The sequence below is a fragment of the Dactylosporangium sp. CA-152071 genome (assembly GCF_050936335.1).
Taxonomy (GTDB): domain Bacteria; phylum Actinomycetota; class Actinomycetes; order Mycobacteriales; family Micromonosporaceae; genus Dactylosporangium; species Dactylosporangium maewongense.
Genome location: NZ_JBNJMZ010000002.1, coordinates 1502187 through 1526673, shown reverse-complemented (window position 1 = coordinate 1526673; position 24487 = coordinate 1502187). Strand labels below are relative to the sequence as shown.

Below are 24487 nucleotides of genomic sequence, written 5' to 3'. Positions count from 1 at the left end.
TTCGGCCGCTTCAGTCGGTTCGGCCAGTGATCACGCGCAGGAAGGCGTCGGCGATGACGGCGTGGCCGGGCAGGCCCGGGTGGACGCGGTCGTCGGCCCACAGGTCCGGCGGCGACACCTCGAGGACGGCGTCGAACGCGCGCTGCGTCGCCACGTGCGGCGCCCCGAACTCCTCCGCGAGCCTCGCCACCACCGCGGCGTAGCGGTCGCTCTCGGCGCGCTGCGGCTCCGTGCGGTCGGGTTCGATGAGGTACGGGTCGGCGAGCAGCAACCGGCAGCCGGTCGCGTCGACCGCGCTCCGCAGCAGGGTGCGCAGGGTCGCCTCGTACTCGTCCAACGGCACCGCCTCGTGCGGCCGCCCGGCGAACGCCCGCCACACGTCGTTGATGCCGATCATCACGACCAGCCAGTCGGGTCGCTGGCCGATCGCGTCGCGGTCCCAGCGTGCGGCCAGATCCCGGACCGTGTTGCCGCTGACCCCACGGTTGACCCAGGTCAGCGGGGTACCGGGGAAGCGGGCCGTGACGAGTGCCCGCACCAGGCTCATGTACCCGTCACCGTAGGGCGCCCGCACGTCCCGCCGCCCGCAGTCGGTGATGCTGTCGCCGATGAACACGATGCGCTGCCCAGCCTCGAACCTCATCGCGCCATGATCTCATCCGCCCCGCACGATGTGTGCGACCTCCCAGATCGGGGCACTACGGACAGCGTGCGGATCGCTGTGGTGCTGGTCCTCGTGGGTCTCCTGGCCGCGGGCTGCGGCGACGGCGGCCGGCGTGACGCCGCCTCGGCCACGGCGACGCGGCTGCTGACGGCGGTCCGCGACGGCGACGGCGCCACCGCCTGCCGGCTGCTCGCGCCCGGGACCGTCAGCGCCCTGGAGCGGTCCGCCGACGCCCCGTGCGCCGCCGCGATCCTCGACGAGGACCTGCCCGCCCCCGACGCGGTGCGCCATGTCGACGTGTACGGGCAATGGGCCCGCGTCGTGCACGCCGGCGACACCGAGTTCCTGGCGGTGTTCCCGGGCGGCTGGCGGGTCGTGGCGGCGGGCTGCCAGCCCCGCGGCGAACGCCCGTACCAGTGCGCCGTGGAAGGAGACTGAGATGCGGCTGATGTTCGTGCTGTGCCTGACGGTCGTCGGCGCCGGTCTCGCCTACGTCATCACGATCGGGCTGCTGCACCGGTGAGCGGGGCACGGCGGGTCCTGCGTGAGCACGCGCTCGGCGTGGTGTTCGGTGTCCTGTTCCTCCTCGCCCTGGTCGGCCAGGGCCTCGCCGGGCACGCCGACTTCAACCAGCAGCAGGTCACCGACGGTCTCCTGCCGGTCTCCCTCGGCCGGTACCTGACGTCGGCGGACTTCGCCGTGGACGTCGCGGAGAACTGGCAGTCGGAGTATCTGCAGTTCTCCCTGTACATCCTGGCGACGGTCTGGCTGCTGCAGAAGGGATCCCCGGAGTCCAAGCCGCTCGACCGGCCCGGCACCGAGTCCGACAAGGACCAGCTCGTCGGCGCCTTCGCCCGCGCCGACTCACCCGCCTGGGCCCGCACGACCGGCTGGCGCCTGCACCTGCTGTCCAACTCCCTCGGCCTCGTCATGGGCGGCATCTTCGCGCTGTCGTGGCTCGGCCAGTCGATCGCCGGCGTGGCCGCCTTCAACGAACGCCAGCTCAGCCACCGCCAGCCCCCCGTCTCCTGGGCCGCCTACCTGACCGAACCCGACTTCTGGAACCGCACCCTGCAGAACTGGCAGTCCGAGCTCCTCGCCGTCTTCTCGATGGTGATCCTCTCCGTGTACCTGCGCCAACGAGGCTCCCCAGAGTCCAAACCCGTCGGCGCCTCCCACACCTCCACCGGCATCGAAGGCTGAGGCGGACAACGCGGCCGGCGTCGGTCTACCGTGGCCTGGTGATCGACCTTCCGCTCTTCGGTGCTCGCCTCGCCCGGCTGCTGGAGCATCGGGACGTGCCTGCGGCCGGCCTCGCCGAAGCCGCGGGGGTGCCCATCACTCAGGTCGACGCGGTCCTCGCCGGGGCGGAGCCGGACGACGAGCAGCTACGTGCAGCGCTGCACTACCGAGACGGCTTGCAGGCCGCTGGCGGCGTTCCCGACATGGTCGGCCACTGGCACTGACCCGCACGCTCATTGGCCGGAACCGGTCGTTCGTCGCTGGGAGGTGCCGCGCGGATCAAGCAGATGGGGATGCCCAACGTCGCCAGTCATGGTGAGCGGGTTCAGCCGTTCGCGGTGGGGAGCCGTCGACGAGATCGGCCGGGCAGCGGTCGCTGCCGCCTCCGCCTCGCGGCTGATCCGAGTCATGCCTGCCCTTGCCCGGGCGTCGAATGGGCAGTTGCTGTCCCTCGAGCCCTCGGCTGCGACGCACGGGCGGGGGCGGGCGCGTCCATCGACCGGTTGACCCGCGGTCGTCGCGGACCGGTCACGATGGAGATCGTGACCGATGCATTTGCCATCGAGGCCAAGGGCCTGCGCAAGACCTACGGCGCCCACCTGGCGGTCGACGGGCTTGACCTCACCGTCGAACGGGGCGAGGTGTTCGCCCTGCTCGGGCCGAACGGTGCCGGCAAGACCACGACCGTCGAGATGCTGGAGGGCTTCCGCAAGCGCAGTGGCGGCGAGGTGCGTGTCCTCGGCGTCGATCCGCAGCGCCGCCCGCTGGACTGGCGACGCCGGATCGGCATCGTGCTGCAGTCCACCGGCGAGTTCGAGGAGCTCTCGGTGCAGGAGGTCGTGCAGCACTTCGCGAAGTACTACCCGAACGCTGACCGGCCGGACGACGTGATCGAACGGGTCGGGCTGCAGGAGAAGCGCAAGGACCGGGCCAAGGTGCTTTCCGGGGGGCAGCGCCGCCGGCTCGACGTGGCGCTGGGCATCATCGGCCGGCCGGAGCTGCTGTTCCTCGACGAGCCGACGACCGGCTTCGATCCGCAGGCCCGCCGCGAGTTCTGGGACCTGATCCGGGACCTCGCCGCGGGCGGGACCACGATCCTGCTCACCACGCACTACCTGGACGAGGCGGAGACGCTGGCCGACCGGGTCGGCGTGATCGCCCGCGGACGGCTGATGGCGGTCGCCACGCCGGCGACGCTCGGCGGCCGGGGCAGCGCGGCGGCGAAGGTCCGCTGGACCGCCCCGGACGGCCCGCAGGAGCACGACACCGACACCCCGGCGAAGTTCGTGGCCGACCTGGTCGCCCGGTTCGGCGGCGAGGTGCCGGAGCTGACGGTCACCCGGCCGTCGCTGGAAGACACGTACCTCTCGATGATCCAGGAGACGGCATGACTCTCACGCTGCGTCTCGGGCTGCTGCGCAGCGGCCTGGAACTGCGCCAGTTCTTCCGCGGCCGCGAGTCGGTCATCTTCTCCTTCGCGCTGCCGATCCTGCTGCTGGTCGTGTTCGGCTCGGTCTTCGGCGGCGTCGACGTCGCGCCCGGGGTGACACTGACGCAGTACTTCGTGGCCGGCATGATCGCCGCCGCGCAGCTTACCAACGGCTTCCAGACCCTCGCGATCCAGATTCCGATGGAGCGCGACCGGGGCGTGCTGAAGCGGCTGTACGGTGCGCCGATGCCGGCCGGCTCGTACTTCATCGGCAAGATCGCGATGGTGTATCTCGTCGGCGTGGGCGGCTGCGCCATCATGCTGGCGATCGCGACCGCGTTCTTCCACGTGACGCTGCCGTCGACGGGCAGGCAGTGGTTCACGCTGCTGTGGGTCTCGCTGCTGGGCATCGCCGCCTGCACGCTGTGCGGGATCGCGTTCTCGTCGATTCCGCGGGAGGCCAAGCGGGCGCCGGCCGTGGTCACCCCGGTGGCGCTGGTGCTGCAGTTCATCTCGGGCGTCTTCTTCGTGTTCACCGACCTGCCGGCGTGGATGCAGCAGGTCGCGGCGGTGTTCCCGCTCAAGTGGATGGCGCAGGGCATGCGGTCGGTGTTCCTGCCGGCCGCGTTCGCCGCGAACGAGCCCGCCGGGTCTTGGGAACTGGGCCGGGTTGCCCTCATGCTGGGGGCGTGGGTGATCGTCGGGCTGGCGCTGTGTCTGCTGACGTTCCGCTGGACCGGCCAGGAGGACAGTTGAACGAAGTGCCGCCGGGCGGGCACGCGTGGGACCGGTTCCATGCCGTCTGGCATGTGGTGGCCGTGGTGGCGCCGGTAATCACCGGCGCGCTGGTCTGGGCCGATGACGCACTGGCCACGCGCTCCCGCCTGCTGGCGTCCCTGCTGCTGTGCCTGTTTCTGGTGTGGTACTGGCGGGTCGGCGCCCGCGCCGTCCGGAGCCCCGGCGAACGGCGCGGGATCGTGCAGCTCGCCGGGGCCCTCGTGCTCTTCGCCGGGCTCATCCTGGTGACGATGACCGCGGCGGTGCTGCTGTCCGTGCTGTTCCTGCACCTGTTCCTGTTCCTGGAGCGGTGGCGCGACCGGCTGATCGTCCTGGGCGTCGTCGCCGCGCTGCTCGTAGTCGGAATGTTCGACCACTTCGGGCTGTCCGCATCGACCGCGGTCGCACTCCTGCCGACGGTGGTCGTCCCCGTGCTGTCGGCCGGTTTCCTCGGCGCGTACATCTCCGCGGTCATCGCACAGAGCCGCGCCCGCAGCGAGCTCATCGCCGAGCTGACCGAGACCCGCGCCGCGCTGGCCCGCGAGCGGCACGCGGCCGGCATGACGGCCGAGCGCGAGCGGCTGTCGGTCGAGATCCACGACACGCTGGCGCAGGGCTTCACCAGCATCCTCATGCTGACCCAGTCGGCACGGCTGACCCTGGAGCGCGGCGCCGCCCCGGTCCCCGACCAGCTCGACCTCATCGAGCGCACCGCCCGGGAGAACCTGGCCGAGGCGCGCTCCCTGGTGGCCGCCCTGTGCCCGCCCGACCTCAGCGCGCGCAGCCTGACCGAGGCCCTGGCCCGACTGGCCGAGCGGCACACCCGCGACACCGGCGTCCCCGTGGACGTCGAGAGCGACGATCCGCCGGGCGGCGGGATGCCCGAGCGCGACGCCGTGTTCCTCCGGGCCGCTCAAGAGGCCCTCGCCAACATCCGGCGGCACGCCAAGGCCTCGTCGGTGCGCATCGTGCTCTCGCCCGCCGCGCTCACGGTCAGCGACGACGGGCAGGGTTTCGAGCCGGGGCGCGGGCACGGCGGCTACGGCCTGCCCGGGCTGCGCAGCCGGGTCATCGGACTCGGCGGCACCTGCACGGTCGTCTCGGCGCCGGGCGCGGGCACGACGGTCCGCCTCGAGCTGCCGATGCCTTTGCCAGAGGAAGTTTTGACCGTACCGCCGGACTCACGGTGACGGTCCGTGTCCTGCTTGTCGACGACCACCCGGTAGTCCGGGTCGGGCTTCGCGGCATGCTGGAGATGACCGAGGACCTCCACGTGGTCGGCGAGGCGGCGTCAGGCGACGAGGCATGGACCCTCACCGCCACGCTGCGGCCCGATGTGGTCCTGATGGATCTGCGGATGCCCGACGTCAACGGCACCGAGGCGACCGCGCGCATCACCGCGCGCTTCCCCGATGTCCGGGTCCTGGTGCTCACCACGTACGACACCGGCGAGGACGTCCTGCGCGCCATCGAGGCGGGTGCGGTCGGCTACCTGCTCAAGGACACCCCGCTCGCGCAGCTGGTCGACGCGATCCACGCCGCGGCCCGGGGCGAGTCGGTACTGGCGCCCCTGGCCGCCGCGCGGCTGGCCGATCGGCGCCGGGCACCGGTCGCCGAGCAGCTCACGCCGCGGGAGGCCGAGGTGCTCGGCCTGGTCGCCCGCGGCCTGTCCAACCCGGAGATCGGCCGCGTGCTGTTCATCAGCGAGGCGACGGTCAAGACGCACCTGGTACGCGCGTTCGTGAAGCTCGGCGTAAGTGACCGGACGGCCGCCGTGACCGCCGCGCTGTCCCGCGGGATCCTGAGCCCACCGCCGTAGTGCCGTGCGTCCGGGTTTCCTCAATCACGAAGACCGGGCCTGGCCAGCGGCAGATGCGTGGCGAGATCAAGCCTGCCGTCGGCAGGCCGGACAACCGTGCTGCCCGCATCAAGCGGCTCAAGAAGACCTTGGGGGAGATCGACGGACGCGCCGTCGAGGTCGGGTGGTGGTCGCTCGTCCTGGAGCAGGTCGACGACGGGGTTCTTTTGACGAGCCACCGCTTTCGCGCGGTCCGGTCCCAGTTCGCGCCGCGGGTCACACGGTGCGCTACGACGTGGGCGTGGGTGACGGTCGTGCGGCATGATCTGGCGCTGTGGATTGGTCGTCGGTGTTCGAGTACCGGGATCCTCGGCCGGGAGCTACGCAGCGGCAGCTTGCCGACTTCGTGACCGAGGTGCGTCGGGCGCCCACCGAGCAGGAGATCGCCGACGTCGCCGCGCAGCAGCACAACCTGTTGCCGCCCGGCGGCCCGGCGCCCGCCTCACACCGGCCGATCGACGCGAGCCGGTGGCAGCTGCCCGAACGGCCGCTGCCACCCAGGTACCTCGCCCTGCTGGCGTGGTCGGGCGGCGGTGACCTCGGCAACGGTGAGCGGTGGCTGCAGCTGTTCCCGGTCGATGGCCCAAGCGGAGTACGGGCGATGACGCTGGCCTACCACCTTCCTGAGTACATGCCTGGGGCACTGCCGTTCGCGTTCAACGGCGGCGGCGTGTTCTACCTGTTCGACATGCGCGAGCCCGCCAACGCCGACGGCGAGTACCCAGTGGTCGCCGCGCACGCAGGCAACCTCGGCTGGGCCACCCACGAGGAGTGCTACCCGCCGGAGTGCTGGCCCGTGGCCGACGACCTGGCGCAGGCCTGCCGAGGGCGAACCAACATCGAGGAACTCGCCGACTGCGTCTGCCACGCTCCGCCGACCGGGTTCACCCCTGACCTGCCCGAGACCGCCGACATCTACGTCGACCAGGTGCCGCCCGACTCCGTCGCGACCCTGCTCCAGCTCAGGAAGCTGCTCGCCGTCACTTGGCGGATCGGCGCCCTTCGCGACCTGCTGGCCGGCCAGCCGATCCTTGCCGTACAGGGCGGCCGTCCGTACGCACTCCACCGCGTGCTCGAGCAATCCGCGGAGCTCCGGCCCTACCTGTTCTACGACGCGGACGGGAGGCTCGAACCGGTATGGCCCACGGCGACGCATGCATCGCTGCACCGCGGGCTATGGCACTCTCGGACCGTGAGCGACGACAGCGCGCCCCCTTCGCCGGGCCACCCAGGCCCGAGGGCTGATCACGCTGACACATCGAGCCTTCCGCTCCGCGCCCCGGGCATGACCGACGACGAGATCATCGCCGCCGCGCGGACGGCCGCCGCCGCGCGGGGGCGGGACTCACTCGCCGATGCGCGGATCACACGTAGCCAGGCGGAGGCCGAGGTACTGCTCTCCGACCCGGCCTACGCCCGCGGCGGCGGCCTTCTCGTGGTCATCGACCCGGTGACCGGCACGGTGCTGCGCGTCGTGCCTCAGCTGTAGCCCCAGCCGCGGGCGCCCGTGCGCACGGCAGTGAGCAGTCGGCGGCAGATGCACGCGCAGGTGGTGATCGGCGGTGCGGAGTGTCGCTCGGCGGCCCGGACCAACCCCCGCTCTTCTCGATGATCAGGTGCACTACTTTCCTGCTACCGCAAACTCGTCAAACACCCATTGAGACACGGTCCAAGCGCCCGCCCGTCGGCGGCTGCGCCGTGACGTTCGGGGGCAGTCCGGGTTCGGATCTCCTTGTAGGGTGTGCGCCATGATTCACGCGGGGACATTCAGGAGAGCCGCTTGGCTCACGGCCGGTGTTCTGTCGGTCAGCTTGCTCGTCGTTCCGGTTTCGCCGGCGTGGGCGACGTCGGTCAGCGGGACGCTTGACCCGACGTTCGGTGGCGACGGCACGGTGCTCGCCGACGGCAGCGGCAGCGGCAAGTCCGACGAAGCCGCCGACGTCGTCGTCGCACCCGACGGGAAGATCGTGGCGGTTGGGTATTCGCTTGTCCGCCCGTTGGGCGAGGAGGAGGGAGACCAGCCCGATTACGACTTCGTGGTGGCCCGGTACAACCCCGACGGCAGCCTGGACAGCACATTCGGTGCCGGCGGCGTGGTGCAGACCACCTTCGGCGGCACCCAGAGCCGGGATGAGGCCAAGGCCGTGGCCCTGCAGCCCGACGGCAAGATCGTCGTGGCGGGGAGCACGGACCGGGACCTTGAAGACGGGAGTCACTTCGCGCTCGCCCGGTACAACCCCGACGGCAGCCTGGACACCACGTTCGGCGACGGCGGCCTGGTTGTCGCCCAACCCAGCACTTTCACCATCGACACCGCCGAGGGGATGGCCATTCAGGAGAACGGCCGGATCGTGGTCGTCGGCAGTTCGGACGCGCTGGCCGGCGGCTCGGACTTCGACTTCGCGGTGATGCGGTTCATGCCCGGCGGCGCGCTGGACACCAGCTTCGGTGCCGGCGGCAAGGTCCTGACCTCGTTCAACACCGGCCGGAGCCTGGACACCGCGAAAGCGGTCGCCATCCAGTCCAACGGCCGCATCGTCGTCGCGGGAATCTCCAACGCGGGGGGCAGCGACGACTTCGCGGTGACCCGGTACAACCGCGATGGAACCCTGGACGCCACGTTCGGCACGGGAGGCAAGGTCCTGACCGACCTGGGTGGCCTGCATGGCGTCGACCGGGCCAGCGCAGTCGCCCTCCAGGCCAACGGGAAGATCGTGGTGGCGGGCTCGGGAGGCGGCTTCAGCCTGGTCCGCTACCTCCGCGACGGCACCCTGGACCCCACTTTCGGCACCGGCGGGTTCGTCAACACCCCGCTTGACGGGCGGCCGCTGGCGGTGGCTGTCCAGCTCGACGGCCGGATCGTGGCCGCCGGGGTGTCGTGGCCGGCACCCTTCAGCACCGACTACAACTTCACCCTGATCCGCTACAACCGCAACGGCACGCTGAACACCTCGTTCGGCGACGGCGGCAAGGTGACGACGGACTTCAGCGGCAGCGGAAGCCACGACCAGCTCAACGCCCTGGCGATCCAGCCGGACGGCGGGATCGTCGCCGCGGGGTCGTCCTACTCGCCGGGCCACCAGAACGACTTCGCCCTGGCGCGGTACCTGCCGTAGGCGTCAACGACGCGGGTGAGGTCGATGCCTTCGGCCTCACCCGCGGCCGTGCCCGCACTGATCCGCCACTTCGGTCTCGCCTGGCGCGATCCTCAGGGCGACCCACCGCCGGCTCTTCGACGTCCAGCACCTGGTCGCGGTGCTCGTCACGTTCGGCGCCCGTGCCCTTCTGCCGGTATGGCGCCGGGCGCGGTCCGGACGTGCGGTCGTGGCCGCCCACCGTAGAAGTTCCCGCCGGGCCTGGGTTTCGGGTGGGCGGAACCGCGGTATCTGGCCCGGAACGGGCCGGCTGACCCCGCCCGCCGGCGCGGTGTCATGGCCCGCCGCCGACCTGGTGAGGTGTGCCGTGCAGGATGCGGGCGGCACGGCCGGCCGGATGCCCGCAGGCTCCGGCTTCCTGCGGCGCGAAGTGGGGCTGTGGGGCCTGACCTTCGTGTCGCTGGGCTCGATCATCGGCTCAGGCTGGCTGCTCGGCGCGCTGACCGCGGCGCAGGCCGCCGGGCCCGCGTCGCTGATCTCCTGGCTGCTTGCCGGTGGGATGCTCGCGCTGCTCGCCCTGGTCCACGCGGAGCTCGGCACCTCCTACCCGGTCGCCGGCGGCACCGCGAGGTTCCCCGGGTTCGCGTTCGGCGCGCTCGCCGGACTCACCGCGGGCTGGGCCGCCTGGCTGCAGGCCGTGACGATCGCGCCGATCGAGGTGGAGGCAAGCCTGCAGTACCTCAACAACATCGCATGGGTACGCAGCCACCTCGGCCTCCTGCACGCCGACGGCACGCTGTCACCGGCCGGGCTGGGCTTCGCCACCCTGCTCATGTTGCTGTTCACCGTGATCAACGTGCTGGGGGTGCGGCGGCTCACCAGGAGCAACGCCGCCGTCGTGCTCTGGAAGCTCGCGGTTCCGGTGCTCACCGTCATCGTCATTGCCGCGCTGACCTTCCATCCGTCCAACTTCACCGCAGGCGGAGGGTTCAGCCCGTACGGTGCCCACGGCATCTTCGCCGCGCTGCCCGCCGGTGTCGTCTTCTCCCTACAGGGCTTCGAACAGGCGATCCAGTTGGGCGGCGAGGCGCGCGATCCGCAGCGGGACCTGTCCCGCGCCGTGATCCTGGCCATGCTGATCGGAACAGTGCTGTACATCCTGCTGCAGATCGTCTTCATCGGCGGTCTGGACCCGCGCAACCTCGCCGACGGGTGGACGCATCCGGTGGGCGCCGGGGACTTCGGCCCGTATGCGACCATCGCCGCCGCGGCGGGTGCCGGCTGGCTGGCCGCGCTGCTGTACGCCGACGCGTTCGTCTCACCCGCGGGCACGGGACTGGTCTACCTCGGCGCCTCGGCTCGGCTCTCCTACGCGCTGGCCCGGCAGGGCACCCTGCCGCCGGCGCTGAGCTACGTCAGCCGCCGCGGCGTGCCGGTGTACTCGATCGTGCTGGCGTTCGTCGCAGGAGAGCTGGCCTTCCTGCCGTACCCCAGCTGGCAGTCGCTCGTCGGTCTCGTCACGTCGGCGACCGCGATCATGTACGCGTTCGCGCCGGTGTCGCTGACCGCGCTGCGCCGACGTGATCCCCAGCACCACCGCCCCTACCGGGTGCCCGCCGCCGGGGTCACCGCACCCGCGGCCTTCGTCTCGGCGAACCTGGTGATCTACTGGGGCGGCTTCGAGGCGACCTGGAAGCTCCTGCTGGCGATCGGCGCAGGGCTGGCACTCTTCGCGATCACCGTGGCGCACACCCCCGACCGGGCACGGCCCGCCATCGACTGGCGTGCGTCGTCGTGGATCTGGCCCTGGCTCATCGGGCTCACCGTCATCGGCTTCCTCGGCCGGTACGGGCGCGGCGCACGCCTGTGGCTGCCCGGCTGGATCGACCTGCTCGTGGTGATCGCCTTCAGCCTCGTGATCTTCGCCTACGCCGTCAGCGTGGCGGTGGACAGCGAACGGGTACGTGCCGCGGTCGACCGGGAACGGCCCGAACTCGCCGCCCCGCTGGAGCGGGACACACCGTGACGATCGGGTCCCGTCGCTGGTCAGGACCGTTGCCCGTCCTGGGCGACGTCGGGCACCGGGGTGCCACCGGTCCGGGTGAGCGCGCGGGTCAGTGCCGGCTGGCCGGCCGGTTCGGCCAGAAGCAGCAGTGCGCTCCGCCCCTTTGGCAGGGCCTGCATCGTCCGCTCGACAGTGGTGTCGCTGAGGCCGGCGTCGTGCCGGCGCGCCACCATCGCGACCGCACCCGCGCCGATGACCAGACCGGTTAGCGGGAGGCCGACGAACGTGCCCAGCACCACCCCCCAGGCACCGCCGGCGAGGGTGCCGTCGATCGCGTCCATGTCCCGGGTCTCCTGCACGTGTATCCGGTCCGTCTGGTCGGACCAGGCGACCACGGCGTCGTCGAGGCGCACCGGACGGTGCTGGCGCAGCGCGGTGATCAGTGCTGCGCGAGCCCCCGCTACGTCGTCGAACGAGTAGGCGATGGTCCGGTCCGCGCGCAGCAGGGCCGGCCGGCGCAGGCGCCCGGCCAGCGGACGCCGCCGCATCTGCCAACCGGCCAGGAAGCCCAGGAGGACGGCCAGCAGGTGCCCGACATCGGTGAAGGTGCCGCCGTTCAGTAGCGGCACGACCACGACCGCGATCGCCAACGGCACCAGGTACCGCCGTGCACGCACGGGCAGGGTGAGCGCGAGCGCGCCGCCGACGGCGTGCGAGCCGTAGCTCGTGCCCACATCACTGGCCACGGTGATCGCGCCGCCCAACCAGCCGCCGCGGACGCCCGCCAGCAACAGCCCGTACACGAGGCAGCTCGTCACCGCGTTGGACCCGAAGAACACCACGAGCAGCCGCCGCCACCCCCACAGCACCTCGGCCACCGACAGGAGCAGCAGCAGCGGGATCATCGCAACCACGCCAGCCCGTTCGTCGAGCACGAAGGCACTGGTGACCAACGTCCAGATCCGGTGGGCCTGCAGGTTGGCCACGTTGGTGGAGTTGGCGAGGACGATCTGGGTCCGGACCTCCGCACTGACGGCGTGGTTCAGGATGACGTCGACGCCGATGACGATCAGCACGTACAGCGGGGCCAGCCGCACCCGCGCGAGGAACGACAGGCAGATCTTCGCCTTGGCCGACCGGCCCTCCGCGCCGAGAAGAGCGTCGGCGAGCTCGCCGCCAGGCAGGTAGGAGGCCGCTACAAGGCCAGGAGGATCCCGGTACAACCGGCACCGGCTCCGCACGCCCATGAGATGCGACCCATCAAAGATGATCTCCCCGTCGAGTGTACTGCTGCCGGATGAGGCCTGCTCACCGAGTCCGAGAACTTCGTCCTGCGGGCACAAGCCGAGCGACGGGTTCCCGCCGCTCCTCGTCGGGTTCGACGAGCGCCTCGCACAACGCCACTTATGATCGTTGGGGTCGTCCGGATGGGCAGGGGTGCGGATGCGGGTCGGGATCTCCGGGACACACGGGACTGGGAAGACGACGCTTGTCGAGGCGCTGTGCGCGCACCTACCGGGCCACGTCGGGGTGGATGAGCCGTATTACCTGCTCGAAGAGGAGGGCTACGAGTTCCAGTTTCCGCCGTCGCAGGAGGACTACCGGGCGTTGCTGGCCCGCTCGGTGCGGAGCCTGTGCTCGTCGCCGTCGCCGTCCGGGACGATCTTCGACCGGACGCCGTTGGATTACCTCGCATATCTGGCCGCGACCGGCGCGGACCCCTCGGAGGAAGCCGATGGCGCACGGCTACGTCAGGCGTTCTCGAGCCTCGATCTGCTGGTCATCACGGTGATCACACCCGAGACGGAGCAGATTCTGCCGGCGGTGGAGTTGCCTGGCCTTCGCGCGCGCATGAATGACGCGCTGGTGGAGTTGGTCTACGACGACCCGCTGAACGCCTGGGAGGACACGCCGGTGTTGGAGCTGAGCGGACCGCTCGACGGCCGGCTGGACACGGTCCTCGCCGCCCTGAAACAGACCTGACGGAAGTGCTCCCGCCGATTGTGATGTGGTCGAGCCGGACAGCGGTGGCGGCGGGCGCGCATAAGGGGCATCGTCGTGGTTATGCGATCTTCTCACCGTGTGCGGGTGGCGGCGCTGCTGGTCGGCCTTGGTTTCGGGTTGACGGCGTGCGGCGGGAGCTCCGCGCCGAAGGCCTCGTGGTCGGGGGCGCCGTCGGGTCAGCAGCCGGCCGGAGGTGCGTCGCCTTCGGTGTCGCCGGCGCCGAGCGGTAAGCCGGTGCACGTGCGGCTGTACGAGAAGGACGGGGCGACGTACGGCGTGGGCATGCCGATCATCGCGTACCTGTCGGCGTCGATCACCAGCGCGAAGGACTTCGACGCGGCGACCCAGGTCACGGTCAACGGGGCGCCGGTCGAGGGCGCGTGGTACTTCCAGAAGTCCACGATCTACGCCGGCTACCCGATCGAGGCACACTACCGCCCGGCCGAGTTCTGGCCGGCGCACGCCGAGGTCGCCATGAACCTCGACACGAAGGGCAAGTCGGGCGGGGCCGGGCTGGTGTACGACAACAGCCTGACCCTCGACATGAAGACCGGGGCGGCGAACGTCGGCAAGGTCGACGGCAAGACCCTGCGGATGGTCGTGACGTCCGACGGCAAGCAGGTCTTCGACTTCCCGGTGTCGCTGGGCAAGGCGAGTACCCCCACGTTCAACGGCACCAAGGTCGTCATGGAGAAGAAGGCGGTCGAACACATGGTCGGCGACGGCTATGACGAGCAGGTGCCGTGGTCGGTACGGGTCACCAACTCCGGCGAGTACGTCCACTCGGCCAGCTGGAACGGCGGCAACATCGGCCAGCGCAGCACCTCCCACGGCTGCACCAACCTGACCGAGGCAAACGCCAAGGCGTACTTCAACTTCGCCCAGGTCGGCGACCCGATCACCTACACCGACACCGGCGGCCCGACGATGCCGACCTGGGACGGGTACGGCGACTGGAACGTGCCCTGGAACACCTGGCAGGCAGGCGGCGCGGTGCCGGCCAACTGACACACCTCCGGCCGGACGCCGACATCGCAGCCCGCAGCCGGCCGCGACGCCCTTCCCGCATGCGGGTCGCGCCAGACCCGGATGCCCGCTGATAGAAGCGGGCGGGCCCGTCCGACAGTTGGGCGCGATCGGCTCGTGAGCTCAGCGGCGGCGGATGGGCGATCCGCCATCGCGGACCTGCGCAACGAAACTCCACCTGCCTGTGACCCCAGTTCGTGAGCCTGTTTGACGCACCCGGTCATGGAAGACTCGAACGTCGCAACCGCAGGGCTGGGGAGGTCGCATGGCGATCGGCAGTGATCAGCGTCGTCGGGAACGGCGCCCTCGGATCATGCGCCAATTCGATCCGCGGGAGGTCGCTCCTTCGCAAACCTCGCCACGCAGCTCGGGCAGCAGATTGGGCTCCTGTGGTGGCGGGTGTCGGACCACAACTGGGACGCCGGCGAGCGCAGCGCCCGGTGCGTGCTCGTCGTCGAGCAGCCGATTGCGAAGTCCCTCAAGGCCTGATCGGCGAGCCGAGAGCCGCCCGGTGTCGTCCACATGCGACATCGACGGGCCACGCCCCACCTGCGTCCGATGGAATTGCAGTTCCGCCTGTGAGCGGACCGATCGGCAGGCGGGACGCGGCAGAAACGTGCTCGTCCGACGCGCCGATCCAGCGTCGCTCCTGCTCGATCGATCGGGGATCAGCCAGGTCCGGTAGCACCGCGAGCTCCTGTTCAAGCATCCCCAATCGGATCGGCTGTCGGTGTCTCCTCGGTCGTCGTCGGCGGCGTGGCCGGCCGCAGGATCTCGTTCGGTGGGCGGATTCGGATCCGGTCGGTTGCCAGCCGCTCCGCGGCAGGCCAAGAAATCGTCCCCTCCGCTACTGCACGGAGTATCGCGACGTCTGCTTTGGCATAGGCAGCGCCGCCCAAGTACAGCAGCCCGGCCGGGACGACAGCGCCGAGGAGCCACCACGGGTTGTCCCGGTAGGCAAGTACGGTGACCAGCCACATCACTGGCAGCACGAGTCCGAGCCGGAACTCCGCCTCTGCTCTTCCGCGGTCGCGCTCCTCGCTGACGACTGGCGTCGCGGCCGCGCTGCCGCCAATGAACTGGTACTCCCAGTCCAGTCTCTCGGCGTGCCAGCCGTCGTCGACAAGCCAACCCAGCAGTCGGACCCGTACGCCGCCGCGTTCGACCGCAGCCGCGATCAGCTCCGCCGCCGTCGCGCTCGCCAAGAACGGCGGTAGCTGTCTCCCGTGCCGCTGCGCATCCCGCTGCAGCGCCGACAGGTGCTCGGTCATCTCGGATCGGAAAGTCTCGTCCGCGGCGAAGCGAAGGGACAGCTGCCGTAGGACAACCGCCCTGAGTCGGCCGATTCGCGTGCGTTGCGAGGCACCGCCAGGGCTCAGGACCAGGAGCCGCTCCGCCGACTGGTCCGCGGCGGGACGCAATCGGTAGGGCGTTAGCTCGTACACCACGCTCACGAAATCGCGCAGCACTTGCAAGGCCAGTTGCGTGACCTCGATCAGGACGATGCCGGTCACATATGCCACGAATGTCACTGCCGCGAGCGTGGGGCCGGCACCGGCCTTCTCGGCCAAGGCGTAGAGGTCCGCGAGGACGCCGGTGGTGTTGGCTTTCGTGCGGAGGTGGTCAGCGACGGCGAGCCATGACGCGAACAGCGTCACGTAGCCAGCGGCGAGGGGCGCCCTGAGCGTACGCAGACCGGGGAGGAGACTCGCCAACATGCGACCACCGTATAGGTGTCTGTCACGGTGGCATCGAACCGATGGTGACCGCTGCGGTCGTCGAGACGCGTGGCGTGTCTGCGCTGGCCGGTCGAGACAATTCGAGTTCGGCAAAGGACCAATTCGGACTCGACCATTCCTAGGTCCGACTCTACATCGCGCTTGCCCGTCACCTGATACTGGCCTTGGTCGCCCACGCGGTCTACGCGGTCACCGTAGTGGTCGATACAGGATGCTTGGCAGGCGGCCAAGAGACGCTATTAGCCGCCTGCCAGCTCTTTCTCAGCCAAACCCGCTAACGTTCAACCCTAGCGATGACCGATCAGAACGTAGGCAACAACTACGACGATGACGATCACGCAGAGGCGGACGGTCCGGCTATTGCTTCCTAGGGCGTACCGGACCGTTCGCCACATCTCGCGAGAGACTGGCATGACTTCCCTCCCTTCACAGTCCATGTGGAGCGCGATTGCGCCGTGCACATCCGCGCGCTTGAAACGAAACCAGCAATGGCTGTGCACAGCGGACTGACAAAGCTGGGAACTTCCTGATAGTGCGCTACATTGGCTTACGCTCCGTGCGTGCTGACCATAGTCGGCCAGGTCAGTGGCGTTGCGGGTACCCGGTTCGGGTGCTCGGCGATCGCGTGTACCACCCCGCCCTACCGGAAACCGCGACGAGGCTCGGCGGCGGCGATCTCGGCGCGCTGCCCCGCACGGCGCCCCTCCCTGATCCAAAGCGCCAGGTCCGGGCTGAGAGCGCCGGCAACGCTCATCGGCATCGAGCGCGCACAGCCGCACGGTTCGATGCGCCGCCAGTCACCACGAAACGTGACGGTCTTCGAGCCGGTTGCCGCGCGAGAACTGCGGCATGCGCGGACGTCCGATGGGACACTGCCGGGGTGAGTTGGTCGCTGTTCGTTGTGCCGGCGGACGAGCTGACCCGTGACGGCATGGCTGACTGGATCGCCTCGGCCGAGTCCATCAGAGGTCTACCGGAGCGAACGCCCCCAGTCCTGCCGAGACCGTCGGTCGCCGAGGTTCTGGACGCGCTCCGGGCCGCCGGCTGCCACGGCACGAACTGGTTCGAGGTCGTTGATGAACCTGCCGGTTCGCGGTTGCCGGAGTGCCCGGGGACTGCTGCCTGTACCGGTGACGGAACGCTGGATTTGGGCGAGGCCAGCGTGTACACGGCCGGCCAGACCAGCAGTCTGCCGGCTGTGGCGGCGGATGCGGCGGTGGAGACGGTGACTTTCCGGAAGCCGAACCCCGCTGCCGTACTGAGGGCGGCGTGTGCCCTGGCGGCGCTGGCGGGCCCGCAGCTGGTGTTCGACGAGTCCGCTACGGCGGCGTTCGTCATCTGGCCCGGCGAAGAGCCCGCGGACCTGGAAGGCGACTGGCCTTGGTGAGCGCCAACGGCGACGGGTTCAGCACGCCTGGCATTACGCCTGCTCATCGGCGCGAGCGGTCGATCGGGCGACCGGCGGCGAGCGCTTCGTGGTTTCTCGGAACGGCGCCGGCGGCATCCGCAGTAGGGTTGGCGAGCGCGCCGGGCAAAGGCGGATGGGAAAGTCCGTTACCAGCACCTACTGCTGACTACCGCAAGGTATGAGCCGGTTCGAGTCCGGTAGCCCGGCGCGCGCGATCGGTGTCATGTGCGGAAACGTGATCAAGCCCCGTGTCGCGCGCGGCGACAGATGCGCGCACCCTGAGCAACGACCTGACAGGCAAGTCAAGCTTTGGGCGGTGGACTTGCAGCAGGAGGGTCAATGCGATGATCACCCTGATGTCGGAGCGGTTCGCGCCGGTCACGTCGACGTTCGGGTTGCTGCGGCTGCCGCTGGGTGAGGTCGCCGGGGAACTGGTCGTCTGGCGGGAGCGGCTCCATCCGTCACGGGTCACGGCACGGTCCGTGACGGGGGCTCTGGACCGGCTGCTCGGCGGCCTCGCTCCGTTGACGACTACGTTCCGCCCCCGCGAACTGCTGATCGCCACGAAGGATCCGTCCTGGACGGCGTATTTCGACTGCGGCGGCAACGGTGGCGACCCCATGAGCGTCCTCGGCGTCCTCGGCAGGGCGACCGGCTGCGAGGGCGTCGTGGTGTCGGCGATCCCGCACGAACCCGGTGCCGGCCATCAGGACCCCGGCCGCCTGGGCGCGGTGCGGTTCGAGCTGTACGGCACTGGACAAGGGGGTTTCAACAACATGGTCCGGTCGGTGATGGTGTCGCACAACGGGAGCCGATGGGAGTTCGACGCGCCGTGGTTATCTCCCGCGCGGCCCGGCTGTGTGGTGGCAGTAGCCGCATCACGATCCAGTACGCGGGGCCGTCGCCGCGCTCTGCCGCCTGCCTCAGCAGTGTGAACGCCGCGGCGTCGTCGCCCTCCTGGTGCAGCAGGCCGGCCAGGTTCACGGGCGCGTCCGGATCGCCGTCCGCGACGGCGGCTCGCAGGGAGTCCTCGGCTTCGTCCAGCGCGCCGTCGTCCCAGAGCGTGACGCCGAGCATGTTCCGGGAGCCGGGCACGTCGGCTGCAACCGCCTCGTTCAGCAGCCGTAGTGCCTTCGCGTGGGACGCGAGGTCGGCTTCCGAGTACTGGTGGAGCAGGAACGTGGCCAGCCGGACGAGGGCCGGTCCGTGGCCTGCCGCGACGGCCGCACTCAGCAGCGCCAGCGCTTCAGCCTCGGCCGGGCCGCCCTCGTCGGCAAGCTCACCGCCTCGCCGGAACCACTGCTCCGCGTCGTCCACCCGGACATGAAGCACGGGGCGTACAACGGCTGCGGTGTGAACCAGTTGGTCAGTCGGCGGCGTGGGCGGTGTTGTCGAGCCAGTGCTGGGCGAGGGTGGTGTCGCCGTTGATGGTGATGCCGGTGGCTTCGTGGTCGGTGAGGGGGAGTCGTCGGGTCAAGGTCAGGAGCAGTGATCCCGCCGGGCCAGTCATTGTCACGTCGGCCTGGTGGGTTCCTGGCTGCCATGTCGCGCCGTCGGGGCGTCGTTCGACGAGCCAGGCGCCTGTGTCGGCCGGGGTGTCGGTGGCCAGCCACTGCAGAGTCTGGCCGGTGCCGCGGAGGGCTTGGGCGGACTCGGAGCGCTGCATCGCCCACGTGGGGGAGGTGAGCATGGCGAGGTGGTTGCTGATGAGCGCGGCTGCGATGTCGGCGTCGATGTCGGTCGGCCGGTTCGCCGCGTTGGCTGCGTCGAAGCCGTGGACGACGGTCTCGTTGAGCATGCTGGACATCCAGAACTGCGTCCCGGACCGCTCGTCGCCCGCGGCGTTGAACACCGGTGCGTCGAGTGCGTCGTCGGAGCAGGCGGTCGCGACCCGTTGCGCGGACTCCGTCAGCCAAGCCTGCCACTCGCTGGGGTCGGCGGGGAGTACGGCCATCTCCGTGGGCAGTTGGGTGGGGTCGGTGATGCGCCGCTCGATGATCTCCGCGACCCAGTGCTGGGTCTGGCCCACGTGCTCGACCAGGTCGGTGACGGTCCACTCCGGGGCCGTCGGCACGGCGGCGTCGGGTCCGGCCGCGGCGGCCGATTCCGCCAGGCGTCGGGTGTACTCGACGATCGCCTGCCGGGCACGTTCCGGGTTCAGCTCGTTCATTGGAGAGTCCTTCCGTGGGTCGGCGCGGACGAGTGCGACCAGGTGCGGTGCGTTGACCGTTCGCCGGCGGGCCCGGGCGATCATCGCGCCGCCGATCAAACGACGCAAGCGACATCGACTGTGGACCTGGCAATTTTCGCACTGCTAAAATGCTTCGCGGTTTGTTAGCTGCAAGCCGCACACCTGCGAGTGCTGTCGCAGCCCTCGGCGTCGCCGCTCGTGGCGCGTACGGACGGTGGGGGTGACGGCGCGTCGGTGCGAACGGCAGCTGGGCTGGTCGGCCGGGCCGAGGAACTCGCCTTGCTGCGGCAATCCGTCGAGATGGCATTCACCGGCCGCCCAGCGCTCCGCATCGTCGAAGGCGAGCCGGGCGTGGGCAAGACCCGCCTGTTGCGAGAGATCGCCACCGAAGCGAGCCGGCGTGGCGTGCTGGTCGTGTGGGGTTCATGTCTGGAGGGCGACGGAACACCGTCGATGTGGCCCTGGGAACAGACGCTCCGCCCGATTCTCGACAGCCTGCCCGCGGCGTTGCGGGAGAAGTGGCTCGCCAGTGAGGTCGGCGGCCTCCTCGAATCGCGAGACGACGACTATGCGGCCGCGCCGGCGATTCTCGACAGCGGTGCGCAGTTCCGACTGTTCGAGCAGGTCGTCACCGTCGTCGGGCAGGCCTCGGCGCCACGGCCCATGCTGCTGATCGTTGATGACCTGCAGTGGGCCGACGCCGCCTCGCTCCAGCTGTTCGGCCACCTGGCGGCCCGCTTACCCGCCGGCACGGTGATCATCGGTGCGCTGCGCGATCGCGCACCCACGCCCGGCTCCAGCCTGTCGCGGGTGCTGGCTGAGGCCAGCCGGCTGCCCGGTCACCGCAGGATCCGGCTCGGCCCGCTCGGCTTGACCGACGTGACGGAGCTCATCCGCCGCGAAACCGGCCACGATCCCGGTGCCGAGGTCGCCCGCGACATCCATGTCCGCACCGCCGGCAATCCGTTCTTCGTCCAGGAGCTGTCCCGGCTGCTCAGCGACGGCGGCTGGCTCGGCGACGGCGGCGCATCAACACGGGCCGGGGTGCCGGGCACCGTGCGAGACGTCGTCCGCGATCGGATGACCGGTCTCGACGACAGCGCTCACGGCCTGCTGCGCATCGCCGCGGTCATCGGCCGCGACCTGGACCTCGACCTGCTCGCCCGCGCGATCGGCGTCGACATCGCGGACTGCCTCGAACGTCTCGAACCGCTGCAAGCACTCGGTCTCCTGGAGACCAAGCCGGAGGACCCGTTCTCGTGGCGCTTCGCGCACGACCTGGTCCGCGAGTCGGTCACCGAGACCACTGCGCTGCAGCAGGCCCTCCAGCTGCATCTACGCGTCGCCGACGCCCTCGAACACATCCATGCGGACGACGAATCCGTCGCCGAACGCCTCGCCTACCACCTGCGGGGCGCCGGCCCCCTGGTCGACCCGGGTCGCACCGCGAAGGCACTGGAGCGCGCCGGTCGCCGCGCGGCAACCAAGCTCGCGTTCGCAGCCGCCTATCGGAACCTGGAATCGGCCAGCGCTATGCCGAAGGACTTCTCCTGTTGCTGCGCGCGCCTGCTGCACGCCCGCGGCGAACCCGTCGACGTCGTACGAGCCGCCGCCGACGAAGCCCGGGTCCGATCCGGCGAACGGGGGGCCCACCTCTTCGCCCGCCGCGCCGAGAGGTTCCTGGCCGATCTCGAGACGCAGACCAGCGTGGCAACCGGATGAAGGGCCGGCTACGCGTCTCGGAGCAGGCCCAGGCCGGCCAGCCTGGCCGCGGTGTCCAGGATCGTCTCCTCGATCGGCCGGGGCCGCCAGCCCAGGACCTCGCGTGCCTTCGCGCTCGACGCCCGGCGGGCCAGGCCCAGGTCCGGAACGACCGTCGCGAAGCGAGGGCTCACCCGCGCGCCGAGGCGGATCGCCCAGTCCGATGCCGTTCGGGTCGGCACCTTGCGGGCCGCCGGGCCGAGCCGCACCCGCAGCAGATTCGCGATCTCAGGTGGCGACATCACCCCGGCGGCGGCCCGGAACCGCTCGCCCGCCCGCCCAGACCCGGTCCTTGTGCTGCTGCCGGCCCTGAGCATCGCGGTGTAGCCGTTGGGCTGTGGGCAGCCGCAATTCGAGCTACCCCACCGGTCACCTCGACCAAGCCTGGCCGGGTTGCGGTCGTAGGTCCGGTGAACAGGTAGCCGCCGATCGGGCGCTGCGGCTCGCGAGTCATCGTCACGGTCTGTACGCGGCCCTGACAGACCGGGACCTGCCGATCGTGCGCACGACCATGCCGATGTGCGCGCACCCGGACGCGCCTGATATTGGTGATCTCATTTCGGGGCGATGCTGATAAGTACCGGATGCGAGGAGGGCATGTGGAGCGCGGCGAACTTTGGTGGGCTCAGATCGACGAAAAGCGGCCCGTCGTGCTGCTCTCGGGGGGCACGGGGCCGGAATTCCTGGCCATGCAGATCGTCGAACCCGCCACTCCGTCGCAGAAGCTCGGTTTCGTCCTGATGTCTGGCGAGCAGGCGGTCGATGTCGACGAGCGACGCCGGATCGTAGAGGAGGCCGGGCCGGACGCACGCGCCATCGGGATCGAGGTCGTTTTCGGAGTCGAGGAGGGCCTGGGGGAGAGCGGCGTGGTTCGCGTGGCGCTGCCCAAGGACGGCAAAATCTTCTGCACCTGGGAGACGACTGTCAGCGTGGAGTTCCTGATCGAGAAGATTGGCGTCCTATCCCCGGCCAAGCAGCACGAGCTGGACATCGCCCTGTCGCTCGCCGGCCGGGAGTGATGACGCCTCAGCCTGGGGCCGCGCAGCCGTCCTCGATCGCCCGACGGCCCACGCCGGTGGTGCGAATTCCGCACCGCTCTTCCGGGAGGTTGACGCCGCAAGCCCATGGTCACGTGCGCGGATCTGCCGCTGGGCGCTCGTGCGCAGGTGCCCGCGTCCAGCGGACCGAGCTGCCATGGACGGCCGGTTAGGTGCGCCAGGGCAGTGGGCCCGCCGGGTCGGTCAGGTGGGGATCGATGGACTGCACGAACGCTGCGTGGAATGGCCATCCTCGTTCACCTGTCTCGCGGGCGAGCAGGAAGCGAAGAAAGTCGAGCGTATCCGTGGGCGCGAACTGCTACGGCTGGACTTTCCGGAGGGCTCGCCGGCCTCGACACTGTGGGTGCGCATGAAGCCTGATGTGGCGGTGCTCTGGTCGTACGACGGCACTGGCTGACGTGTCCTTGCGTTGTCATGATGAGGGCATGGACGGGGTGGGCCACGGACTGCAGCAGGAGTGGGATGAGCAGCTGGCCCGGGCGCGGTTCAATGACGCGAGGGCAGTGCTCGAGGGACGGCCGCCGCTGCGGGGCGCGCTCGCCCTGGCTGCCCGCGGTAGTGCGCTCGGCGCGTTCCATCCGTTCAAGAGCCATGACGGGCTGTGGTTCTGTGCGGCGCCTCTTCCCGGGGCCGCTGAGGACATCCTGCCGGTCGGGATCGGGATCATGACGGACCCCGACGAGTACGTGGTCTGGTGGGAGCACCCGTTCCGTGCCGAGTCGGGGAGCCGCCAAGTGATCCAGTTGCTCACCGTGCTGCTGGCCCGTGCCTGGGACGGGGGAGTGTCCTTGACGCCTCCACCGGGGGCGGGGGTTACCGGCGGCGGGCGAGGTGGGCGATGACGTCGGCGATGATCTCGACCGTGGGGGGCAGGGCGCGGAGGATCCGGTCGTACACCTGCTGCCGGGGCTGCTCGGGGAGTTCCAGGTACGCCGAGACGGTGGACAGGTAGCCGACGTAGTCGGTGGCGGTCATCGTGAGGCGGCGGGGGAGCAGCGACTGGCGCACGTCGTGGAACCATTCCGAGCGTTGCAGCTCGGTGCCGGGCCACTGCATGGCCTGCTCCGGGGGCGTGCCGTCCGGGGACGGGATCTCGTCGGTGTCGAGGAACGGGGCGCGGGCCGCCTGCACCGCGGCCTCCACGGCGGGGTCGGCGAGCTGGACGGGGCCGCCGAAGTTTGCGAAGACGCCGCCCGGCTCCACCAGATCGGCCATCCGCGACCAGCGGCCCTCCGGCGCCGTCCAGTGCAGGGCGGCGCCGGCGAAGACGAGGTCGTGCCGCGAGTCCAGCGAAAGGTCCTCGAACGCGGCCTGTACGGTGCGGACGTCCGCCGGCACGTGCTTGCGCAGCTCGGCGAGCATGGCGGGGTCGGGGTCGGTCGCCGTGACCGTCACGCCCGGGCGGGCGAAGCAGCGGGTGGCCTTGCCCGTCCCGGCGCCGATCTCCAGGACGGTGCGGACGGGTCTGCCGGCGTACGTGAGGATCAGGTCGGCCAGCTCTGACGGGTACTCCGGCCGGAACCGCTCGTAGGTCTCCGCCACCGACCCGAACCGCAACGCTCGCACCACCATGCCCGCCATCCTCACACAGTGCGGCCCTATGATCGCGGGCATGGGACTCGCGGTGACTGTCGGCAACCCGTGCATCGGCTACGACGAGGAGGGGGAGGAGCACTACCGGCGGCAGTTCGCGGGGCTCGCCGTCGCGCTCGCCGCGGAGGGGCATGCGTGGACGCCGCCGGACGGGGCGCCGCCGACCGGGCTGGCCCGGCCGTATGTGGGCAGCTTCCCGTACTCGTGCCTGCACTACCTGCGGCGGGCGTATGCGCTGCACGTCGAGGGGCAGCCGGTGACGCCGGTCGTCGACGGCGATCTCAAGGACGCGGACGGGTTCGTCGACGACGCGGCGTCGATGCTCGACTCGCACCTGCTGTGCCACTCGGACTGTGAAGGCTTCTACGTCCCGGTGCCGATCGCGGATCCCGTCTTCCTCGATGAGGGCCCGGGCGGCGGCATGGTCGGCTCCAGCCACGGCCTGCTCGACGAGCTGCGCCGGGTCGCCCCGCGGATCGGCGTCCGGCTCGACGGGGACGGTTCGCTGAGCGACGCGGAGGCCGACCGGCTCGGCGCCGAGGGCGATCCGTTCGAGACCGAACAGATGGTGTGGCTGACGCTGCACGAGGCGTGCCGGGTCAGCATCGCGTCCGGCCACCCGATCGTGTTCCACTGA

26 protein-coding genes are annotated in these 24487 nt (G+C 70.4%); 19 read left to right on the top strand and 7 right to left on the bottom strand.

The genetic code is table 11. The annotated features are described in order from the left end of the window. Positions 1–10 precede the first annotated feature (10 nt). Positions 11–643 (bottom strand): SGNH/GDSL hydrolase family protein, encoded by a 633-nt coding sequence (locus ACQEVZ_RS46685; RefSeq protein ID WP_433380489.1) that lies wholly within the window; start codon positions 641–643, stop codon positions 11–13. Between the two features lie 66 nt (positions 644–709). Between ACQEVZ_RS46685 and ACQEVZ_RS46680 the strand changes: the two genes are divergently transcribed. The 11 genes from ACQEVZ_RS46680 (at position 710) to ACQEVZ_RS46630 (ending at position 11091) form a co-directional block, all read left to right on the top strand. Continuing rightward, entirely contained in the window at positions 710–1102 is a 393-nt protein-coding gene (locus tag ACQEVZ_RS46680; protein WP_433380486.1) for a hypothetical protein, read from the top strand. An 81-nt stretch (positions 1103–1183) separates the two neighbouring features. Beyond that, complete coding sequence (locus ACQEVZ_RS46675) at positions 1184–1867, top strand: DUF6766 family protein (RefSeq protein WP_433380483.1); 684 nt, start codon at positions 1184–1186, stop codon at positions 1865–1867. A 38-nt stretch (positions 1868–1905) separates the two neighbouring features. Then, positions 1906–2130, top strand: a complete 225-nt coding sequence (locus tag ACQEVZ_RS46670; RefSeq protein ID WP_433380480.1) for a hypothetical protein — start codon at positions 1906–1908, stop codon at positions 2128–2130. Between the two features lie 318 nt (positions 2131–2448). Then, entirely contained in the window at positions 2449–3297 is an 849-nt protein-coding gene (locus ACQEVZ_RS46665; RefSeq protein WP_433380477.1) for an ABC transporter ATP-binding protein, read from the top strand. Further along, the gene (locus ACQEVZ_RS46660) at positions 3294–4091 is read left to right on the top strand and encodes an ABC transporter permease (RefSeq protein WP_433380474.1); all 798 of its coding nucleotides are present in this window, start codon (positions 3294–3296) and stop codon (positions 4089–4091) included. Before ACQEVZ_RS46665 ends, ACQEVZ_RS46660 begins: the two co-directional genes overlap by 4 nt. A 5-nt stretch (positions 4092–4096) precedes the next feature. After that, a complete protein-coding gene (locus ACQEVZ_RS46655; RefSeq protein WP_433386104.1) occupies positions 4097–5302 on the top strand; it encodes a sensor histidine kinase in 1206 nt (401 codons plus the stop codon). Continuing rightward, positions 5299–5931, top strand: coding sequence for a response regulator transcription factor (locus tag ACQEVZ_RS46650; RefSeq protein ID WP_344509962.1), 633 nt, complete (start codon positions 5299–5301; stop codon positions 5929–5931). The genes ACQEVZ_RS46655 and ACQEVZ_RS46650 overlap by 4 nt, the downstream gene beginning before the upstream one ends. 53 nt (positions 5932–5984) lie before the next feature. Beyond that, a complete protein-coding gene (locus ACQEVZ_RS46645) occupies positions 5985–6320 on the top strand; it encodes a hypothetical protein (protein ID WP_433380471.1) in 336 nt (111 codons plus the stop codon). Beyond that, a complete protein-coding gene (locus ACQEVZ_RS46640) occupies positions 6317–7459 on the top strand; it encodes an SMI1/KNR4 family protein (protein WP_433380468.1) in 1143 nt (380 codons plus the stop codon). Before ACQEVZ_RS46645 ends, ACQEVZ_RS46640 begins: the two co-directional genes overlap by 4 nt. Positions 7460–7781: 322 nt before the next feature. Further along, positions 7782–9086 carry a delta-60 repeat domain-containing protein gene (locus tag ACQEVZ_RS46635; protein WP_433380465.1) on the top strand — a complete coding sequence of 435 codons (1305 nt, stop codon included), beginning with the start codon at positions 7782–7784 and terminating at the stop codon, positions 9084–9086. A 346-nt stretch (positions 9087–9432) separates the two neighbouring features. After that, the gene (locus ACQEVZ_RS46630; RefSeq protein WP_433380462.1) at positions 9433–11091 is read left to right on the top strand and encodes an APC family permease; all 1659 of its coding nucleotides are present in this window, start codon (positions 9433–9435) and stop codon (positions 11089–11091) included. Positions 11092–11111: 20 nt separating this feature from the next. Here the strand turns inward: ACQEVZ_RS46630 and ACQEVZ_RS46625 are convergent, their stop codons facing one another. Beyond that, a complete protein-coding gene (locus ACQEVZ_RS46625) occupies positions 11112–12317 on the bottom strand; it encodes a rhomboid-like protein (RefSeq protein ID WP_433380459.1) in 1206 nt (401 codons plus the stop codon). 196 nt (positions 12318–12513) lie between these two features. Here ACQEVZ_RS46625 and ACQEVZ_RS46620 point away from each other — a divergent pair, with 196 nt between their 5' ends. Together ACQEVZ_RS46620 and ACQEVZ_RS46615 are read left to right on the top strand one after the other, a co-directional pair. After that, positions 12514–13053, top strand: coding sequence for an ATP/GTP-binding protein (locus tag ACQEVZ_RS46620; protein ID WP_433380456.1), 540 nt, complete (start codon positions 12514–12516; stop codon positions 13051–13053). 105 nt (positions 13054–13158) lie between these two features. Continuing rightward, positions 13159–14082, top strand: coding sequence for a L,D-transpeptidase (locus ACQEVZ_RS46615; RefSeq protein ID WP_433380453.1), 924 nt, complete (start codon positions 13159–13161; stop codon positions 14080–14082). A 719-nt stretch (positions 14083–14801) separates the two neighbouring features. Here ACQEVZ_RS46615 and ACQEVZ_RS46610 read toward each other — a convergent pair. Beyond that, positions 14802–15818 carry a hypothetical protein gene (locus ACQEVZ_RS46610; RefSeq protein ID WP_433380451.1) on the bottom strand — a complete coding sequence of 339 codons (1017 nt, stop codon included), beginning with the start codon at positions 15816–15818 and terminating at the stop codon, positions 14802–14804. A 901-nt stretch (positions 15819–16719) separates the two neighbouring features. On the opposite strand from ACQEVZ_RS46610, the gene ACQEVZ_RS46605 reads away from it, so the two are divergent. Then, positions 16720–17226 (top strand): hypothetical protein, encoded by a 507-nt coding sequence (locus tag ACQEVZ_RS46605; protein ID WP_433380448.1) that lies wholly within the window; start codon positions 16720–16722, stop codon positions 17224–17226. A gap of 789 nt (positions 17227–18015) precedes the next feature. Here the strand turns inward: ACQEVZ_RS46605 and ACQEVZ_RS46600 are convergent. Both ACQEVZ_RS46600 and ACQEVZ_RS46595 read right to left on the bottom strand, forming a co-directional pair. Then, a complete protein-coding gene (locus ACQEVZ_RS46600) occupies positions 18016–18564 on the bottom strand; it encodes a hypothetical protein (protein WP_433380445.1) in 549 nt (182 codons plus the stop codon). A gap of 49 nt (positions 18565–18613) precedes the next feature. Next, positions 18614–19417 (bottom strand): maleylpyruvate isomerase family mycothiol-dependent enzyme, encoded by an 804-nt coding sequence (locus ACQEVZ_RS46595; RefSeq protein ID WP_433380442.1) that lies wholly within the window; start codon positions 19415–19417, stop codon positions 18614–18616. Positions 19418–19672: 255 nt separating this feature from the next. On the opposite strand from ACQEVZ_RS46595, the gene ACQEVZ_RS46590 reads away from it, so the two are divergent. Next, complete coding sequence (locus tag ACQEVZ_RS46590; RefSeq protein ID WP_433380439.1) at positions 19673–21160, top strand: ATP-binding protein; 1488 nt, start codon at positions 19673–19675, stop codon at positions 21158–21160. 8 nt (positions 21161–21168) lie between these two features. On the opposite strand, the gene ACQEVZ_RS46585 is transcribed toward ACQEVZ_RS46590, so the two are convergent. Then, complete coding sequence (locus ACQEVZ_RS46585) at positions 21169–21441, bottom strand: hypothetical protein (RefSeq protein WP_433380436.1); 273 nt, start codon at positions 21439–21441, stop codon at positions 21169–21171. Positions 21442–21798: 357 nt separating this feature from the next. Here ACQEVZ_RS46585 and ACQEVZ_RS46580 point away from each other — a divergent pair, with 357 nt between their 5' ends. From ACQEVZ_RS46580 to ACQEVZ_RS46570, 3 genes are all read left to right on the top strand, one after another. Then, on the top strand, positions 21799–22218 hold the full coding sequence (locus tag ACQEVZ_RS46580) for a hypothetical protein (protein WP_433380433.1): 420 nt from the start codon (positions 21799–21801) through the stop codon (positions 22216–22218). Positions 22219–22444: 226 nt separating this feature from the next. Then, entirely contained in the window at positions 22445–22654 is a 210-nt protein-coding gene (locus ACQEVZ_RS46575) for a hypothetical protein (RefSeq protein WP_433380430.1), read from the top strand. Between the two features lie 28 nt (positions 22655–22682). Further along, positions 22683–23099 (top strand): hypothetical protein, encoded by a 417-nt coding sequence (locus tag ACQEVZ_RS46570; protein ID WP_433380427.1) that lies wholly within the window; start codon positions 22683–22685, stop codon positions 23097–23099. Here ACQEVZ_RS46570 and ACQEVZ_RS46565 read toward each other — a convergent pair. Then, positions 23071–23829: a class I SAM-dependent methyltransferase gene (locus ACQEVZ_RS46565; RefSeq protein ID WP_433380424.1), complete on the bottom strand. Its 759-nt coding sequence runs from the start codon at positions 23827–23829 to the stop codon at positions 23071–23073. The genes ACQEVZ_RS46570 and ACQEVZ_RS46565 overlap by 29 nt on opposite strands. Positions 23830–23869: 40 nt before the next feature. Here ACQEVZ_RS46565 and ACQEVZ_RS46560 point away from each other — a divergent pair, with 40 nt between their 5' ends. Beyond that, a complete protein-coding gene (locus ACQEVZ_RS46560) occupies positions 23870–24487 on the top strand; it encodes a hypothetical protein (protein ID WP_433380421.1) in 618 nt (205 codons plus the stop codon).